We start from the raw sequence: 16,416 nt of genomic DNA, 5'->3' as shown, positions 1-16,416 counted from the left end.
GCCGACCCTATCGCGGGTCCGTTTACGAGAAGCTGTTGGGACCGAGCAGCGCCTTCAGGTCGCCCTTGAGCGCGGTGGTGGGGGCGACGTGATACGGCCCGAGGCGCAGCAGGGTGATCCGGGAGCCGTTGCTCAGCTTGATGTGCACCTCGGCCTTGCCCGGGTGGTTGAGCAGGATCTCCTTGAGCCGGTCGACCAGCGGCGGCGTGCACCGGTTGGCCGGCAGCGACAGCACCACCGGCCGGTTCTCGTCGGCGACGGTGACGTCGGGCATCGACATGTCCATCGCCATCAGGCGGGGCGTCTCGTCCCGCCGGTCGACGCGGCCCTTGACCACGACGATGGCGTCCTCGGCGATGTACTGCCCGACCAGCTCATACGTGTTGGGGAAGAACAGCGCCTCGACGGCGCCGCCGAGGTCCTCCAGGGTCGCCGACGCCCACGGCTTGCCCTGCTTGGTGATGCGGCGCTGGACGCCGGTGAGCATGCCGGCGAGGGTGATGACGGCGCCGTCCTGCACCGCGCCCTCCTCCGACAGGCTGCTGATCACCGTGTCGGCGGCCTTGGCGAGGACCGACTCGAGGCCGAACAGCGGGTGGTCGGACACGTACAGGCCGAGCATCTCCCGCTCGAAGGTGAGCAGCTCCCGCTTGTCCCACTCGATCTGCGGGATGGCCGCGGTCATGGCGGGCCCGCCGCTGCCGGTGTCGTCGGTGGCGAACGCGTCGCCGAACAGGTCGAACTGGCCGATGGCCTCGTTCTTCTTGATGTCGGCATAGGCGTCGATGGCGTCGGCGTGGATGGCGAGCAGGCCGCGGCGCGGGTGGTCCATCGAGTCGAACGCGCCGGCCTTGATGAGCGACTCGATCGTCTTCTTGTTGCACACCACGGCGTCGACCTTGGACAGGAAGTCGTGGAAGTCCTTGTACGGCGCGGCCTGCCGGCACCGCACGATCGCATCGACGACGTTGTGGCCGACGTTGCGCACGGCGGCCAGGCCGAAGCGGATGTCCTTGCCGACCGGGGTGAACGGCCCGGCGGAGGTGTTGACGTCCGGCGGCAGCACGTCGATGCCCATCCGCCGGCACTCCGACAGGTACAGGGCCATCTTGTCCTTGTCGTCGCCGACGCTGGTCAGCAGCCCGGCCATGTATTCGGCCGGGTAGTTCGCCTTGAGGTAGGCCGTCCAGTACGACACGAGGCCGTAGCCGGCCGTGTGCGCCTTGTTGAACGCGTAGTCGGCGAACGGGACGAGCACGTCCCAGATCTTCTGGATCGCCTCGTCGGAGTAGCCGTTGCCCCGCATCCCGTCGCGGAACGGCACGAACTCCTTCTCCAGGACCTCTTTCTTCTTCTTGCCCATGGCCCGGCGCAGCAGGTCGGCTTGGCCGAGCGTGTAGCCGGCGAGCTTCTGCGCGGCGCGCTGCACCTGCTCCTGGTAGACGATCAGGCCGTGGGTGGGGCCGAGGATCTCCTGGAGGGGCTCCTCGAGCTCGGGGTGGATCGGGATGATGTCCTGCTGCTTGTTCTTGCGCAGCGCGTAGTTGGTGTGCGAGTTGGCGCCCATCGGGCCGGGCCGGTACAGGGCGAGGACGGCGGAGATGTCCTCGAAGTTGTCGGGCTTCATCAGCCGCAACAGCGAGCGCATCGGCCCGCCGTCGAGCTGGAACACGCCGAGGGTGTCGCCGCGGGACAGCAGCTCGTAGGCGGCCTTGTTGTCCAGCGGCAGCGCGAGCAGGTCGAGCTTGGTGCCGTGGGTCTTCTCGATGTTCTTCAGCGCGTCGTCGATGATGGTGAGGTTGCGCAGGCCCAGGAAGTCCATCTTGAGCAGCCCGAGGTTCTCACACGTCGGGTAGTCGAACTGGGTGATGATCGCCCCGTCGGCGTCGCGGCGCGACAGCGGCACGTGGTCGATGAGGGGTTCGGCGGACATGATGACGCCGGCGGCGTGCACGCCGGTCTGCCGGATCAGCCCCTCGATGCCCTTCGCGGTCTCGACGACCTTCTTCACGTCGGGGTCGCTGTCATACAGCGCGCGGAACTCGACCGCCTCGCCGTAGCGCGGGTGGTTGGGGTCGAAGATGCCGGTGAGCGGGATGTCCTTGCCCATCACGGCGGGCGGCATCGCCTTGGTGATCTTGTCGCCGACCGCGAACGGGTAGCCGAGGACCCGGGCGGAGTCCTTGATCGCGGCCTTGGCCTTGATCGTGCCGAAGGTGGCGATCTGCGCGACCCGGTCCTCGCCCCAGCGCTCGGTGACGTAGCGGATGACGTCGCCGCGCCGGCGCTCGTCGAAGTCGATGTCGACGTCGGGCATGGAGACGCGGTCGGGGTTGAGGAACCGCTCGAAGATCAGCCCGTGCGGCAGCGGGTCGAGGTCGGTGATGCCCATGGCGTAGGCGACGAGACTGCCGGCCGCCGAACCACGGCCGGGGCCGACGGCGATGCCCTGGTTCTTGGCCCACAGGATGAAGTCGGAGACCACGAGGAAGTAGCCGGGGAAGCCCATCTCGATGATCATGTCGATCTCGTATTCGACCTGCTTGGCGTGCTCCTCGTCGATCCCGTTCGGGAACCGGCGGGCCATCCCGCGGTGCGCCTCGGCACGGAAGAACGACGCCTCGGTCTCGCCCTCGGGCACCGGGAAGCGCGGCATGAGGTTGCGCTTCTCGAACATGCCGGTCGTGTCGACCTTCTCCGCAACCAGCAGCGTGTTGCGGCAGCCGGCCTGCCACAGGTCGGAGCTGTCCACGGCGCGCATCTCGTCGGCGGACTTCAGGTAGTAGCCCGACCCGCCGAACCGGAACCGGTTCGGGTCGTTGATGTTGGCCGCGGTCTGCACGCACAGCAGCACGTCGTGCGCCTCGGCCTGCGACTCGTGGGTGTAGTGCGAGTCGTTGGTGACCACCGGCGGGATGTTGAGCCGCTTGCTGATCTCGGTCAGCCCCTCACGGACCCGCCGCTCGATGTCCAGGCCGTGGTCCATGACCTCCAGGAAGTAGTTCTCCTTGCCGAAGATCTCCTGGTACTTCGCGGCGGCGGCCAGCGCCTCGTCGAACTGGTCGAGCCGCAACCGGGTCTGCACCTCGCCGGACGGGCAGCCGGTGGTGGCCATGAGACCGTCGGCGTGCTCGGCGATGATCTCCATGTCCATCCGGGGCCACTTCACGAAGTGCCCCTCGATCGACGCCCGCGAGTTGAGCCGGAACAGGTTGTGCAGGCCGGTGCGGTTGCGCGCCCAGATGGTCTTGTGGGTGTAGCCGCCGCTGCCGGAGACGTCGTCGTCCTTCTGGTCCGGCCGGCCCCACTTGACGCGCTTCTTCACCAGCCGCGACTCGGGCGCGACGTACGCCTCGACACCGAGGATCGGGGTGACCCCGGCCGCGATCGCCTTGTTGTAGAAGTCGTACGCGCCGTGCATGTTGCCGTGGTCGGTGATCGCGACGGCGGGCATGCCGAGACGGTTCGCCTCCTTGAACATGTCCTTGAGTCGCGCCGCTCCGTCGAGCATGGAGTACTCGGTGTGCACATGGAGATGCACGAACGAGTCAGCCATGCTGCGCCCCCTATTTTACTGTCCCTACAGGTCCGGCGAGCAGCCTAGCCACGGATCAAGATCGACACGCCGTCGAGGGGATGTGATCCCTCTTCCGTCGGTCACAGATCCGGGCAAAACGATGTGCCTATTTCTGCTGCCTGTCGCCCTGTCCCGACAAGTTTCCGCTGCTCATCGACGGTCCGTGACGGACGCCTCACTGCAGTTCCTGGGTCACCAGCAGCCGCAGGTACGCGTCGGCCCACAGCCCGGCGGCCATCCCGCCCGGGTCCGGGCCGAGGCCGGCACGCAGCTCGCCGAGGGCCGCGGCGGCCCGGTGCAGCCCGACCCGCGCGAGGATGTCCCCGGCGTCACGTAACCGGTCGCCGAACGTCGGCGGCAGCAGCATCCTCAGCCCGCGGTGCGGCACCTCGGCCAGCAGCCGCACCGCCGCGTCGACGGCGTGCTGCAGCGGGTCGCCGTGGACCGCGAGGCTGCCGTCGATCCGGAACCCGCCCGCCGGCGCGAGGTCGGGCACCACCACGCCGTCGTCCACGCCGCTGTCGCCCACCGCCAGCCCGAGCGGTTCGACCACGATCTCGCCACCCGTCCTGCCGACGGTGCCGGCGACGGCCCGGACCGGACCCGCCAGCGCCGCCGCGATCGCGTCCAGGGCGCCCGGCGCCGCCGCCGTGTGGGTCGCGGTGAGCCTCGCCACGCCGCCGGCCGGGTCGGCGATCACGGCGTCGAGGCGCTGGGCGCCCGGGGTGTACCGCACCGACCGCACCTCGGCGACCTGCACGACCCGCACGAGTTCCGCTTCGACCCGGGGTCGCACGACCCGCGGCGGCAGCCGGTCCAGCTCCGCCGCGAGGGCCCGCAGGTCCCGCACCACGAGCGCGTCCGGCAGCGACGTCCACGCCCCCTGCGACGGGGTGACGGTGGTCTTCGCGACCCTGCTGGTGGCGAGCCGGACCGTGCGGCTGGCGCTGCGGATCGCGGACTCGGTGACGACGTTGCCCGCCGCGAGCTGCGCGATCGTCGCCCCGCCGACCCGCCGCGCCTTCAGCGTCTCGACGGCCTCGCCGAACGTCCGCCGCAGGACCAGCACCGTGGCGCTGTCGGCGTGCGCGAAGTAGATCTCCACCTGCCGGTCCGTGTCGCCCACCGCCCGGACCCGGCAGCCGAGCCCGTCCAGGCGGGCCCGGCGCATCGGCGTCTCCGCGGCCTCCTGCGTGCCGAGGACCCTGGCCCGCAGGCTCGCCCCGCGGTTGGCCACCGCCCGGTGCCTGGCGTGCAGCTCGGCGAGGATCCCGGCGAGCCGTTCGTGGCTGTACGCACTGCCGCGCTGCTCGTACGCGACCAACTGCTCCTCGAGCTCACCCACGGCGAGCAGCGGCCACCGCAGCCCGGCCCTGTCCAGGCGCTGCCGCACCTCGGCGACCGCGCCCGCGAGCCCGGGACCGACGTGCGTCGCGCCGGTCAGCAGGACCTCGTCGGCGAGGCGCAGCGCGGCGTCGAGGGATCCGTCGCCGCCCTCCGCGCCGGCCGTCTCCGGGCCGCCGACATCGACCTGCACGTCCCGGTCGTCGGGCGCCTTCGCGTCGGCGACCCGGAACGCCCACACGGCCAGCGCGAGCACGTCGTCGCGGGTCCCGGCGGCGGCGTCGGTGTGCACGAACCCGAGGTCGTCCGGGACCAGGAACCGCACCGTGGCCGAGCCGAGCTCCACCCGTGGCGCCGCGTCGGCCACTGAAGGACGGTGGACCCTCGCCGCGTACCCGGCCCGGTGTGCCCGGCGGGCCGCCGCCAACTGCCGCGCCCCGATCCGCGCCTCGAGCTGCTCGTCGGTGAACCGGCCCGGCGACCATTGCAGCGGTTCGGCTTCCACGACCTCTTCGGTGTCACGCTGGTCCATCTGGTACGCCAGCACGAGCCCGACCACGTGCCGGCAGATACCCGTCGCGCCGCAGGTGCAGCTGCCGCGCTCGAGCCCACCGGGCGGCAGCGCCGTCTCGGGCCCGTCGGCGTACTTGCCGCGCACCGTCCCGTCCCCGTCGACGGTGACCGCCGGCGGCGCCGCCTCCACCTCCCGGGTCGCCCGCTTGACCAGGCCGCGGTTGGTGAGCGCGGCGAGCGCGTCGGGGGTCAGCGCCAGCAGGTCCGCCCGCTCGCCTGCGTTGTTCGCTTTTTCGCTCGCTGTCTCGTCCGCTCTGTTGTTCATCTTTTTGTTCATCTGCCTACCTGCTCGGCCACGAACGCCGCCAGCTGCCCCGGGGTCATCGCGCCGACCGCGGCGCCGGCGTCGGCGAGCCGGGCGCCCATCTCGCGATCGAACGCCGGGTCGGCGGCCTCGTCGAGCGCTGCCAGGCACAGCACCTTCGTGCCCTGCCCGGCGACGTCACGGACCAGCTGGACGAGGCGGGCGCTGTCGCCGCCCTCGTACAGGTCGCTGATCAGCGCCAGGATCGTGCGCCGCGGCTGCTCGATCAGCCCCGCGCCGTAGGCGACCGCCTTCGCGATGTCGGTGCCGCCACCCAGCTGGACCTTCATCAGCAGCTCGACCGGGTCGTCGACGTCCGAGGTCAGGTCCACCACGGCCGTGTCGAACGCGACCAGGTGCGTCTTGACGCCGGGCAGCCCCCACAGGCACGCCGCGGTGACGGCCGAGTGGATGACGCTGTCCGTCATCGACCCCGACTGGTCGACCAGCAGGATCACCTGCCACTGGTCGAGATGCCGGCGGGTCCGCGACACGAAGTACGCCGTCTCCACGTACACCTTGCGCTCCTCCGGCCGGTACCGCCCCAGGTTGGCCCGCAGGGTCCGGCGGATGTCGAAGTTCCTGGCCACCTTGAACCGGCTCGCGCTGCGGGACCGCGCCCCCGAGAACGCGTGCCGCACCTCCGTCGCCAGCTTCTCCACCAATTGCCGCACCACCGCCTCGACAATCCTGCGGGCCAGCAGCAGCACGTCCGGGTTCATCAGATGTTTGGTGCGCAGGACCGCCTTCAGCAGCGTCGGGTTCGGCTCGATCCGCGCGAGCACCGCCGGGTCCGTGACGACGTCATGGATCTCGTACCGCTCCACCGCGTCACGCTGCAACCGCTCGATCGTCTCCTTCGGGAACAGCGTCGTAATGTTGTCGAGCCAGTCCACGGTCGTCACCACCGACGGGCCGTCACCACCGTGGCGCGTCAGACGGATGCCGCGGCGTTCGAGGTCCTCATCGCGCCCGTACAGCCAGTCGAGCGCCGCGTCCCGCCCGGCGGCGGCCTCGCTGAGCTGCCCACCGGCCATCACGGACTGCCCCGGCTCACCGAGCACCAGCCGCCACCGCTCCAGCTCCGCCCGGTGCTCCTGCGCCGTGCCCGCCTTCGCCGCGTCCTGACCGGGCTCATGACCGGGCTCATGACCGGGCTCATGACCGGGCGGCGTCATGTGAGCCGTGCCCGCCTTTGCCTCGTCCTGGCCGGGCTCCTGTTCGGGGGTCGTCATACGAGCAGCCCTTCACGGATGAGGACGGCGTCGACGCGCGCCTCCAGTTCGGCCGCCGCCGCGGTCAACACGGGATCGACGGCCGGGGGCCGGAGCAGCGCCCGCCCGGGCCCGCCGATGCCACGGCGGGCGAGCAGGTGCCCGGCAACGGTCTCCCGCTCCCGCGGCGGAAAGTACGTGAACGCCTGCCGCAACGCCGGCAACGCAATCAGGAACTCTGCCTCACCCATGCCGCTGACCAGGTCGTCGAGCACATCGAGCACCCGTGGCGAGTGCAGCACCTCTTCCCGCGCGACGGCGAACAGCCCCGCCAGCCAGTCCCCGACCGTGGCCGGCGCCGCCGCCCCGCGCACCGCCCGCACCGCATCATCCACACCGCCCGCGCCACCTACACCGCCGACGCCGCCGGAGTGGTCCACACCATCCGCGCCACACGTATCACCCACGTGGTCCACACCATCCGCGTCGCCCGTGTCGCCCGCGCCGTCAACACCATCCACATGGTCCGCGCCGCCCGTATCAGCTGCGTGGTCCGCGCCGCCCGAGTCCTCCGCGTCGTCCGCGCCCGTGGCGTCCGTCTGGTTGTCGGCGGTCTTCGGGTCGGTGGGGTGCGCGCCGGCGGCCCAGGCGAAACCGAACGCCGCACCGCGCAGGTCCGGTGGCGCGTCCAGGTCTGCGGCGACCCGGCGCATCACCTCGAGGGGGATCTGCGGGTCCAGCCCGAGCCGCCGGCCGGCGTGGACCATGGTGTCGCGCACGGCGACGACCGCGTCGATGCGGGCAGGTTCCGCCGGGACGGTGGCGCCGCGTACGCCTTCCGCGAGCCACAGTGCCCGGCGCTGCGCGGCGGTGATCACGGCGCCGAGCGGTTCGCTGCCGGCGGTGCCGAGCAGGCGGTCGTGCCGCCACAACGTCAGCACGACCGCGAGCAGGCGGCCGAGGGCACCCAGGTCCGCCGCGCCGCCGACGGCCGCGTCGAGGTCGCGCAGCACCTGGTCCGAGAGCCGGACGGTGCCGCACAGCGCGGCGTCGAAGAGCGCGTCGGCGAGCCCGGCGACGTCCGCGTCACGGATGCGTTCGGCGAGCGCGGCCGCGGCCGCCTCTTCGAGGGTCGCACCGTACGCCCCGGCCTCGATCAGCGCGACCAGCCGGTGCTCGTGGTCGGTGATGTCCCACTGCTCGTCCAGCACCGGGTCGACGCCGGTCCGCGGCCCGTGCCGGCGGGTGAACCCCGGGATCCGCAGCACCCGCAGCCGGTGCAGCAGCCGGCTACGGCGCAGCCCGTCGTCGGTGGTCAGGGCGAGAGTGACGGTGCGGTCGCCGGTCAGCCCTTCCCGTTCGAGGTCGGCGTCGGCGTCGTGGACGAGCGGCGGCAGCGGCGTCGACGGGTGCAGCCGGCCGACCCGTGACCCGCTGAGCGCGGCGACCATCTCCACGACGACGGGGTGGGTGCCGGCCCGCAGCCGTCCCCGGGTCGCCCATGGCAGCGGCTCGTCCAGTGCGTCGTGGACGAGCGCTCCTGCCAGTCCGTCCAGGATGTCGGTACGACCAGGGTGCTGATGCCCGCGCACCAACGCCAGACCGGCTGCGGAAGCGCTGGCGGCGATGAGGTCCGAGGTCGATGCCTGCTGCTTGCGGTCCCGGAGCCGGCCGACGACGGCGGTGACGAGCTGATCGGCGGCGTGCTTCGGCCCGTTCTCCCACAGCTGCTGGTAGTACTCCGGCGAGGGCATCCCCGACTGGTACCCGTCGAACGCGTCGAGGCGCCGGAACGAATACGGCACCAGGTAGCTGCCACCGACCGCCCCCTCGGGCAGGGCAGGCACGTCCGGCCAGCCCACGTCCTCGACGGCGTCGGCCGTGAGCCGGATCAGGGCCGGGCGATGGAAACCGCCGGTGACCACGACGACGGGCCGCTCCCCCGCATCGGCGGCCGCCGCACGGATCCAGCGGGCCATATACGCCTCCCGGCCCGTGTCACCGTCGCTCGCCGGGGTCTCCCCGCGCAGCAGGTCGAAGTAGGCGGCGAGGCGCTCGGCGAGCCCGTCGGCGGGTGGGATCTCGAACAGGTGGTCCCACAGCGCGTCGACGTTGTCGACGGCGAACGTGGCGCAGAGCCGGTCGACGACCTCGGCGTAGCGCTGCTCGGCGTCGGCGTAGCGGTTCTGCCGCTCGGCCAGGGCCGGGTCCCACGACGGCAGGTCGATGAAGCGCACCCGGGCGCCGGCGCGGTGGCCTTCCTGCAGCGCGACCCACTCCGGGGAGTACGCGCAGAACGGCGCCCACGAGCCCGACTGCCGATCGTCGTCGCGGTAGCTGCTGAACACCGCGACCGGCAGGTCGTGCCCGAGGAGCAGCTCGCCGACGCGGTCGTTCATGTCGGCAGGCCCCTCGACGAGCACGTGCGCGGGCCGCAGTGTCCTGATCGTGTCGGCGACGAGCCTCGCGCAGGCCGGGCTGTGGTGCCGCACGCCGATGAACGTCGTGGTCATCGCATCTAGCCCGGCAGCTGGTGGCGGGCGGCGTGCAGGGCCTTCCACTGCGCGCCGCCGCGCCAGGTCAGTTGCTGCTCCAGGTATCGCCGCAGCTTCGCCAGGTCGTCGCTGTTGTCCTTGGCCGCGGTGCCGGCGAGGCAGGTGACGAGGTCCTCGGCGGTGCCGGCCTCCCGGCGCAGGAACCAGCCGCGCAACCCGACCGCGTGGGCGACGGACACCGCCTCGGCGGTGCTCATCACGGCCGACAGCCGCTCCATGGTGTCGCCGCGCGCCGACTGCCCGGTCCGCAGCTCGCGGAACGTGGTGACGAGGACCTCCAGGACGTCCCGGCGGGGCGCGGCGGTGACCCCGGAGCGGCGCAGCAGCGCCCCTGCCTCCGCCTCGACGAGCGCGAGCTCGGTGTCGAAGTCGGCGATCGGGAACACGGTCTCGAAGTTGAACCGCCGTTTCAGCGCAGCGCTCATCTCGTTGACGCCGCGGTCGCGGGTGTTCGCGGTCGCGATGACGTTGAACCCGTCGCGGGCGAACACCATCGCGTCCGGCCCGGTCAGCTCGGGAATCGCCAGGACCCGGTCCGACAGCGGCGAGAGCATGCAGTCCTGGACCTCAAGCGGGCAGCGGGTGATCTCCTCGAACCGCACTACCTTGCCCTCGGCCATCCCCCGCAGCAGCGGCGCCCGCACGAGCGAGCGCTGGTTGGGGCCTTCGGCGACGAGGAGCGCATAGTTCCACGAGTACTTGATCTGGTCCTCGGTCGTCGCCGCGCCGCCCTGCACGGTCAGCGTCGAATCGCCGCTGACCGCCGCGGCGAGCAGCTCCGACAGCAGCGACTTGGCGGTGCCGGGCTCACCGACGAGCATCAACCCACGGCTGGTCGCGAGCGACACGAGCGCCCGGTCGATGAGCGACGGGTCGCCGACGAACTTGCGGCTCACCCCGGCCGACGGGTCACCGACGATGAACCGGCGCGCCGCGGTGAGGCTCAACGCCCAGCCGGGCGGTCGCTCACCCGTGTCGGTGTCGCGGAGCCGGGCCAGCTCGTCGGCATACCGGACCTCAGCCGGCGGCCGTTGCACGGTGGCACCGTCCTGCAGCGCCTCATTCGCCGGGTTCGCAACGCTCACTGCACGACCTCCCGCAGGTCTCTGATGATCTCGGACACGGTAACGGGATCGCGCTCGCCGAACGCGTGCGCCCGGTCCCTGGTCCACTTGGTCCCGGCCGCGCCGACGACCCACACCTCGACGAATGCCTGCTCCGCGAACTCGGTCGCGTCGCCGCACCCGAGCGGGGTGTCACCATCGAGGCCGGCGTCGCGGAGGCCGGCGGGATGGGTGAGCGACGTGCGCAGGCTGGGGCGTTTGGCAAGCAGTGTGGCGATGTCGGCGGCCCAGGTCGGGGCGAGGCTGAACCCGGCGGGCGCACCGCCGCGCCGTGGCCTGATGGCTCGCAGCCAGGAGGACGGCACGACGAACGTGTCCTCGACCGTGCCCATGTGTCGCCTCCCCGTGACCCGGATTCGGATGGGCGTCACCATAGCGACGCCCACCGACAATTTCGGTCGGGCGGCCGCACGCTGCAAAAACGCGAATGATCATGAAATTGAGCAAATGGGGAAAATCGGATCCTCGGAAAAGTGTCGGACCCTCCTGTTACACCTACAGGCATGGGATTGCGAACCAGCCGCGGGGTGAGCGTCGACGAGGCGCTCCGGATGGTCCTGACGCTGCCCGAGGTGGAGCAGCGCGTGCACGGCAACCACCTCGGCTTCAGGGTGCGCGACCGCGGGTTCGCCTATCTGTGCGAGGACGACTGGACCATGCTGGTCAAGACGTCCCGCGAAGAGCAGGCGGCCCTGGTCGAGGACGACCCCCGGGCCTACAAGAAGGCACACGCATCCGGTCGCGTCGGCTGGGTGCAGGTGCGCCTGCGCAAGGCGCACGAGGACGAGCTCTGTGACCTCATCACCGAGGCGTGGCGGATGACCGCACCACGGCCGATCCTGGCGCGTTTGGATCTCGCCTTACGCTGACGGGTCGTGTAGTCACGTCGCCTGGCCCGACTGGCCGGGCTATCGCAGCGCGGACACGACCATGGTCACCAGACCCGCACTGAGCGCGGCGACGAAACAGGCCGCGAACGCGATGCGCGCCGTGAGACGGGCCGCCGGGACCACACTGGCCATGATCTTCATGCGCCGCAGGAAACCATGAAGAGCTGAAGCCGGCCTGTGGTCCGCCTGAAGCGAGCCGCTCACCCACGACCGCCTCAACCCGGTCTGAGGTCCGCTGGAAGCCAACCTGACCACGACGACCTCAAACCGGGCCTGCGGTCCGGCCGGAGCGAACGCGCACCACACCAGCCTCAACCCGGGCCATGATCCGCCGGAAACGGACCTCACCACCACGACCTCAAACCAGGCCTGCAGTCCGCGTGAAGCGAACCGCGCACCACAACAGCCTCAACCCGGCCTGCGGTCCGCTGGAAGCCAACCTGACCATCACGACCTCAAACCGGGCCTGCGGTCCGGCGGGAGCGAACGCGCACCACACCAGCCTCAACCCGGCCTGCGGTCCACTGGAAGCCAACCTGACCACCACGACCTCAAACCGGGCCTGCGGGCCGCGGGGAACGAACGCTTACCACAACGGCCTCAGACCCGGACTGCGGTCCGCTGGACGCAGACCTCACCACGACGAGCTCAAACCCGGACTGCGGTCCGGCTGCGGCGAACCGCTCAACCCGTGCGGGCGGCTGCCGATAGCGGCGGCTGTGGACGTGCGCGTGCTGGGGCAGATCGAGATCATCGACGGTGACGGCCGGCGGATGACCGGTGACGACCTGCCGCGGCGGGCCCGCCAGGTGCTGGGGGTGCTCGCCGCGCGGCACGACCGGGTCCAGTCCAAGGACGCCCTGGCCGACGCGGTGTGGGGCGTGGACCTGCCGGGCAACGCCACGGCGGCCCTGGAGCACTATGTGTCGGTGCTGCGGCGCGCGTTGCAGCCGGGCGTGCCCACGTCCAGGTCGTTCATTGTGACCAGGGCCGGCGGGTACGTATTCGCCACCGACCGGGCCCGCCTCGACCTCGCCGACCTGCGGGCCGCGGCGAAGGTCGCCGAGCGCCGCCCGGGGCAGCTCGACGTTCGGGAGCAGATCGTGGAGCTCGCGCCGGAGCTGCCGTTCGCCGAGGACGAGTACGCCGACTGGGCCGCACCCGCCCGCGCCGAGGTCAAGGCGGTCCTCGTCGCCGCGCTGCTCGACCTCGCGGAGCCGGCCGCCGCCGCGGACCCGGCCCGGGCGTTGCGCCTGGCCCGTGAGGCGACGGAGCTGGAGCCGTTCACCGAGCGCGGGTACCGCCTCGCCATGCTCGCCGGTGCCGGCCTGGGCCGGGCGGACGAGGTCGTGCGCTGGTTCGACCTGTGCCGCCGGGCCCTCGCCGACGACCTGGGCATCGCCCCGTCCGCCGACACGACATCGCTGCGCGACCGGCTCCTGACCGAGCTGCACACCGCCGCCGCGCCCACCACCGGCTCCGGGCCTGCAGGCAGCCAGGACCGGCCCACCGGCGAGCGCCGGCGCGGCGGCGACCGCCGCAAAGCGGACCGCCGCGCCACCCAGGAAACCGTCCTGCCGGAAACGGCCCGGCTCGAGACCGTCCAGCCCGAAACCGCCCGGGACGGAGACGCCCAGCTCGGCACCGTCCAGCCCGAAACCGCCCGGGACGGAGACGCCCAGCTCGGCACCGTCCAGCCCGAAACCGCCCGGGACGGAGACGCCCAGCTCGGCACCACCCGGGACGCAACGGCTCAGCCGGGAACGGCCCGGCCTGAGACCGAGTGGAACGGGGACGGGTGGAGCGGCGCCACGAGGCAGGAGGTGGCGCACGACGCTGGCGACGCGCCGGTGCCTGTCGCGTTCGCCGAGCGGCGGCGGCTTGCCGTGGTCAGGGAGCCCCTGCCGGCGCCCCTGGACGTCCCAACGGCGGCGGCGTTCGTCGGGCGGGTCGCCGAGCTCGCGGTCCTCGCCGACGGCCCTGGTGTCATCCATGTCGTCGGGCCGGCCGGTGCAGGGAAGTCGGCGCTGCTCGCCCGGCTGCGCGAGGAGGCGTCGCGACGCGTCGGGCTCGGGCGGGGGCCCGGGCCAGGCGGTGCGCTGCGGCTCGGGTGGCTGCGCACGGCGCTGCATCAGCTCGGCCGGCCCGCTGACCAGGCCCTCGACGCGGCCATGGGTGAGCGCCGCCCGTTGCGCCCCGCCGAGCTCGACGCGATCGCCGGGGACCTGCGTGGCTGCGTCATCGCCGTCGACGACGCCGAGCACCTCGATGCTGACTCCGTCAGTGAGTTGCGCTGGTTGCGGGAGCGTGGGCCGCGGGTGGTGGTGTCGTACCGGTATCCGTCGGCGATCACCGACCGGCCGCTGCACGCGCTCGACGCGGACCTGGTGCTGCGGCTCGACCCGCTCGGTGAACACGACCTGCCGGCCGACGTCCTCGCCGCCAGTGGTGGCATCCCGGCGCTCATCCTGCCGGGCGATGCCGCGCTGGCCGGGGCCGTGGCGATGCACCTGGCCCGGTTGCGGACCCGGTGGATGCCGCCGGCCGCGTGGGAGATCCTGCGGCTGACCGCGGCGCTGGGTACGTTGCGGGTCGAGCAGCTCGCCGCGACCGGCGGCCTGGACCTTGACGAGGTGCTCACCGCGGTCGACCGGCTCGTGCACGCGCACCTGCTCGTGGAGGGTCCCGGCGGCAGCGTCCGGCACCGCAGCGACCTGATCCGGTCCGCGGTCGCCGCGCAGATCTCCGCGGCGCACGGTCATCACCTGCGCGACCGGCTGGCCACCGCGTAGCTGCGCACGGGGCCTACCACCGGCGCGACCAACTCGCCGCCGCAGAGCGGCGCACGGACCCGCCGACGCGCGACCGGCCCACCACCGCGTCGCTGCGCATGGGCTTACCACCGGCGCGACCGGCTCGCCACCGCAGAGCGGCGCACGGGCCTACAGCTGCGTGACCAGCTTGCTCACCGCGTCAGCGCTGGGCGGGAGTTGGGCGCGAAGCGTGAGCGCCCCGTGCCCGTACCAAATGCAAAAACGCGACAACAGAACCTCGTTGCGTCACAGCCGGCCCGAGACGTATGTTGTTCTCAGATCGAGATTTACTCTATCTGAGAAGGACTCCTAGGGTGAACGACGCCGACTTCCTCGCCAGTTACGATCCGCACGCGTACCCGCCGGTGGCGGTGACCGTGGACATCGTGGCGTTCACGATCCGCAACGGTGCGCTCAACGTGCTGCTGGTGCGCCGCGCCTGCCCGCCCAGCGAGGGCATGTGGGCGCTGCCCGGCGGGTTCGTCGGCCAGTGGGAGGACCTGCCGACCGCGGCCGCGCGGGAGCTCGCCGAGGAGACCGGCGTCGCCACCGCGCACCGGCGGCTGCACCTGGAGCAGCTCGGCACCTACGGCACGCCCGACCGTGACCCGCGGATGCGGGTGTTCTCGGTGGCGTACGTGGCGTTCGCGCCCGACCTGCCCGACCCGGTCTCCGGCAGTGACGCCCGCGAGGCCGCCTGGGTGCCGATGGACGAGCGCCCCGCGGAGCTCGCGTTCGACCACAGCACGATCGTCGCCGACGGCCTCGAGCGGGCCCGGTCGAAGCTGGAGTACACGCCCCTGGCCACGAAGTTCGTCGGCGAGGAGTTCACGATCGCCGAGCTGCGCGCCGTCTACGAGACGGTGTGGGGCGAGTCGCTGCACGCCGGCAACTTCCACCGCAAGGTGCTGTCGGTCCCGGGCTTCGTGGAGAGCACCAACACGACCACCGAGCGCGGCGGCGCCCGCGGCGGGCCCCGGGCCAAGCTCTACCGCGCCGGCGACGCCCGGCTGCTGCACCCAGCCCTGCTCATGCCCAGCCGGGAGGAGACGGTCAGATGACCACCACTGCCGAGGCGATCGAGCTCATCATGAACGGCGGCGAGGAACTGTTCGACGGCGACGACCCCGCCGGCACCTTCCGCCGGCTGGCCCGGCTCACCCACCCCGACACCGCGGGGCTGGACGGCGGGCTGGCGTTCGGCAAGCTCGTGCGCCTGTGGCGCAACCGGGGCACGATCCGCAGCGCCAACGGCGTCTACCGCACCGACACCCTCGCCTTCGAGGGCGATCTCGCCAACCTGTACGCCCAGCCCGACGGGCATCTGAAGCTCGCGCGGGACCCCGGCAGCAACGACCTCATGGCCCGGGAGGCGGCCGCGCTGCGCTCCATCGCCGAGCGCGGCGATCCTCGGTACCTGCCGTACGTTCCGCGGCTGGTGGACGCGTTCCGGCACAAGGACGCCGGCCGGACCAGGCGCGGCAACGTCATCGCGACGACGGCCACGGGGTTGCACAGCCTCGCCGAGGTCGCGCAACGCCGGCCGGGCGGGCTCGACCCGCGCGACGCGGCGTGGATGTGGCGGCGGCTGCTCGTCGCGCTCGGCCTGGCGCACCGTGCCGGCGTCGTGCACGGCGCGGTCCTGCCCGAGCACGTCCTCATCGAACCCGCCGACCACGGCGTGGTGCTCGTGGACTGGTGCTACAGCACCAGCGAGCCCGGCGACCGGATCCCCGCGATCGTGCCGCACCGCCGCGACCACTACCCGGCCGAGGTCCTCGCCCGCGAGACCGCCGGCCCCTACACCGACCTGGCCATGGCCGCCCGGCTCATGGCCGACCTGATGGGCGGGCAGGCACCGCAGGCGCTGCGGCGCTTCGCCGACGGCTGCCGGCTCGCCTCGCCGCGGCAGCGGCCCGACGACGCCTGGAAGCTGCTGGGCGAACTCGACGACCTGCTGCACCGGCTGTACGGCCCCCGCAAGTTCCGACCGTTCACCCTGTAGAAGCCCTGTAGAAAGGG

The 16,416-nt window shown here is 72.1% G+C and carries 11 protein-coding genes; 4 read left to right on the top strand and 7 right to left on the bottom strand.

Features of this window, described 5'->3' with window-relative positions; translation table 11 throughout:
• Window positions 1–22 precede the first annotated feature (22 nt).
• The 6 genes from dnaE to ACFPIJ_RS63710 form a co-directional block, all read right to left on the bottom strand.
• Window positions 23–3,556: a DNA polymerase III subunit alpha gene (dnaE, locus tag ACFPIJ_RS63735; protein ID WP_380129304.1), complete on the bottom strand. Its 3,534-nt coding sequence runs from the start codon at window positions 3,554–3,556 to the stop codon at window positions 23–25.
• Between the two features lie 196 nt (window positions 3,557–3,752).
• The gene (locus ACFPIJ_RS63730) at window positions 3,753–5,759 is read right to left on the bottom strand and encodes a hypothetical protein (protein WP_380129303.1); all 2,007 of its coding nucleotides are present in this window, start codon (window positions 5,757–5,759) and stop codon (window positions 3,753–3,755) included.
• 8 nt (window positions 5,760–5,767) lie between these two features.
• Window positions 5,768–6,835 (bottom strand): VWA domain-containing protein, encoded by a 1,068-nt coding sequence (locus ACFPIJ_RS63725; protein ID WP_380129382.1) that lies wholly within the window; start codon window positions 6,833–6,835, stop codon window positions 5,768–5,770.
• 194 nt (window positions 6,836–7,029) lie between these two features.
• On the bottom strand, window positions 7,030–9,525 hold the full coding sequence (locus ACFPIJ_RS63720; RefSeq protein ID WP_380129302.1) for a DUF5682 family protein: 2,496 nt from the start codon (window positions 9,523–9,525) through the stop codon (window positions 7,030–7,032).
• Window positions 9,526–9,530: 5 nt separating this feature from the next.
• Window positions 9,531–10,652 (bottom strand): ATP-binding protein, encoded by a 1,122-nt coding sequence (locus ACFPIJ_RS63715; protein ID WP_380129301.1) that lies wholly within the window; start codon window positions 10,650–10,652, stop codon window positions 9,531–9,533.
• On the bottom strand, window positions 10,649–11,023 hold the full coding sequence (locus ACFPIJ_RS63710) for a hypothetical protein (RefSeq protein WP_380129300.1): 375 nt from the start codon (window positions 11,021–11,023) through the stop codon (window positions 10,649–10,651). The genes ACFPIJ_RS63715 and ACFPIJ_RS63710 overlap by 4 nt, the downstream gene beginning before the upstream one ends.
• Before the next feature lie 171 nt (window positions 11,024–11,194).
• Here ACFPIJ_RS63710 and ACFPIJ_RS63705 point away from each other — a divergent pair, with 171 nt between their 5' ends.
• The gene (locus ACFPIJ_RS63705; RefSeq protein ID WP_203852725.1) at window positions 11,195–11,560 is read left to right on the top strand and encodes an MmcQ/YjbR family DNA-binding protein; all 366 of its coding nucleotides are present in this window, start codon (window positions 11,195–11,197) and stop codon (window positions 11,558–11,560) included.
• 39 nt (window positions 11,561–11,599) lie between these two features.
• Here the strand turns inward: ACFPIJ_RS63705 and ACFPIJ_RS63700 are convergent, their stop codons facing one another.
• Window positions 11,600–11,722 carry a hypothetical protein gene (locus ACFPIJ_RS63700; protein WP_380129299.1) on the bottom strand — a complete coding sequence of 41 codons (123 nt, stop codon included), beginning with the start codon at window positions 11,720–11,722 and terminating at the stop codon, window positions 11,600–11,602.
• A gap of 578 nt (window positions 11,723–12,300) precedes the next feature.
• Between ACFPIJ_RS63700 and ACFPIJ_RS63695 the strand changes: the two genes are divergently transcribed.
• From ACFPIJ_RS63695 to ACFPIJ_RS63685, 3 genes are all read left to right on the top strand, one after another.
• Window positions 12,301–14,373, top strand: a complete 2,073-nt coding sequence (locus tag ACFPIJ_RS63695; RefSeq protein ID WP_380129298.1) for an AAA family ATPase — start codon at window positions 12,301–12,303, stop codon at window positions 14,371–14,373.
• A gap of 335 nt (window positions 14,374–14,708) precedes the next feature.
• Entirely contained in the window at window positions 14,709–15,455 is a 747-nt protein-coding gene (locus tag ACFPIJ_RS63690; RefSeq protein WP_380129297.1) for an NUDIX hydrolase, read from the top strand.
• Window positions 15,452–16,399, top strand: coding sequence for a serine/threonine protein kinase (locus ACFPIJ_RS63685; RefSeq protein ID WP_380129296.1), 948 nt, complete (start codon window positions 15,452–15,454; stop codon window positions 16,397–16,399). The genes ACFPIJ_RS63690 and ACFPIJ_RS63685 overlap by 4 nt, the downstream gene beginning before the upstream one ends.
• The last annotated feature ends 17 nt before the right edge of the window (window positions 16,400–16,416 follow it).

The sequence above is a fragment of the Dactylosporangium cerinum genome, assembly GCF_042653625.1.
GTDB lineage: Bacteria > Actinomycetota > Actinomycetes > Mycobacteriales > Micromonosporaceae > Dactylosporangium > Dactylosporangium cerinum.
This window is presented reverse-complemented; position numbering and strand designations above follow the sequence as displayed.

Excerpts from the sequence above, each read along its gene's own strand:
- ACFPIJ_RS63720 (WP_380129302.1), bottom strand. The coding sequence starts at position 9,525 with ATGACCACGACGTTCATCGGCGTGCGGCACCACAGCCCGGCCTGCGCG.
- ACFPIJ_RS63685 (WP_380129296.1), top strand. The coding sequence starts at position 15,452 with ATGACCACCACTGCCGAGGCGATCGAGCTCATCATGAACGGCGGCGAG.
- ACFPIJ_RS63730 (WP_380129303.1), bottom strand. The coding sequence starts at position 5,759 with ATGAACAACAGAGCGGACGAGACAGCGAGCGAAAAAGCGAACAACGCA.
- dnaE (WP_380129304.1), bottom strand. The coding sequence starts at position 3,556 with ATGGCTGACTCGTTCGTGCATCTCCATGTGCACACCGAGTACTCCATG.
- ACFPIJ_RS63725 (WP_380129382.1), bottom strand. The coding sequence starts at position 6,835 with ATGGCCGGTGGGCAGCTCAGCGAGGCCGCCGCCGGGCGGGACGCGGCG.
- ACFPIJ_RS63710 (WP_380129300.1), bottom strand. The coding sequence starts at position 11,023 with ATGGGCACGGTCGAGGACACGTTCGTCGTGCCGTCCTCCTGGCTGCGA.
- ACFPIJ_RS63700 (WP_380129299.1), bottom strand. The coding sequence starts at position 11,722 with ATGAAGATCATGGCCAGTGTGGTCCCGGCGGCCCGTCTCACGGCGCGC.
- ACFPIJ_RS63705 (WP_203852725.1), top strand. The coding sequence starts at position 11,195 with ATGGGATTGCGAACCAGCCGCGGGGTGAGCGTCGACGAGGCGCTCCGG.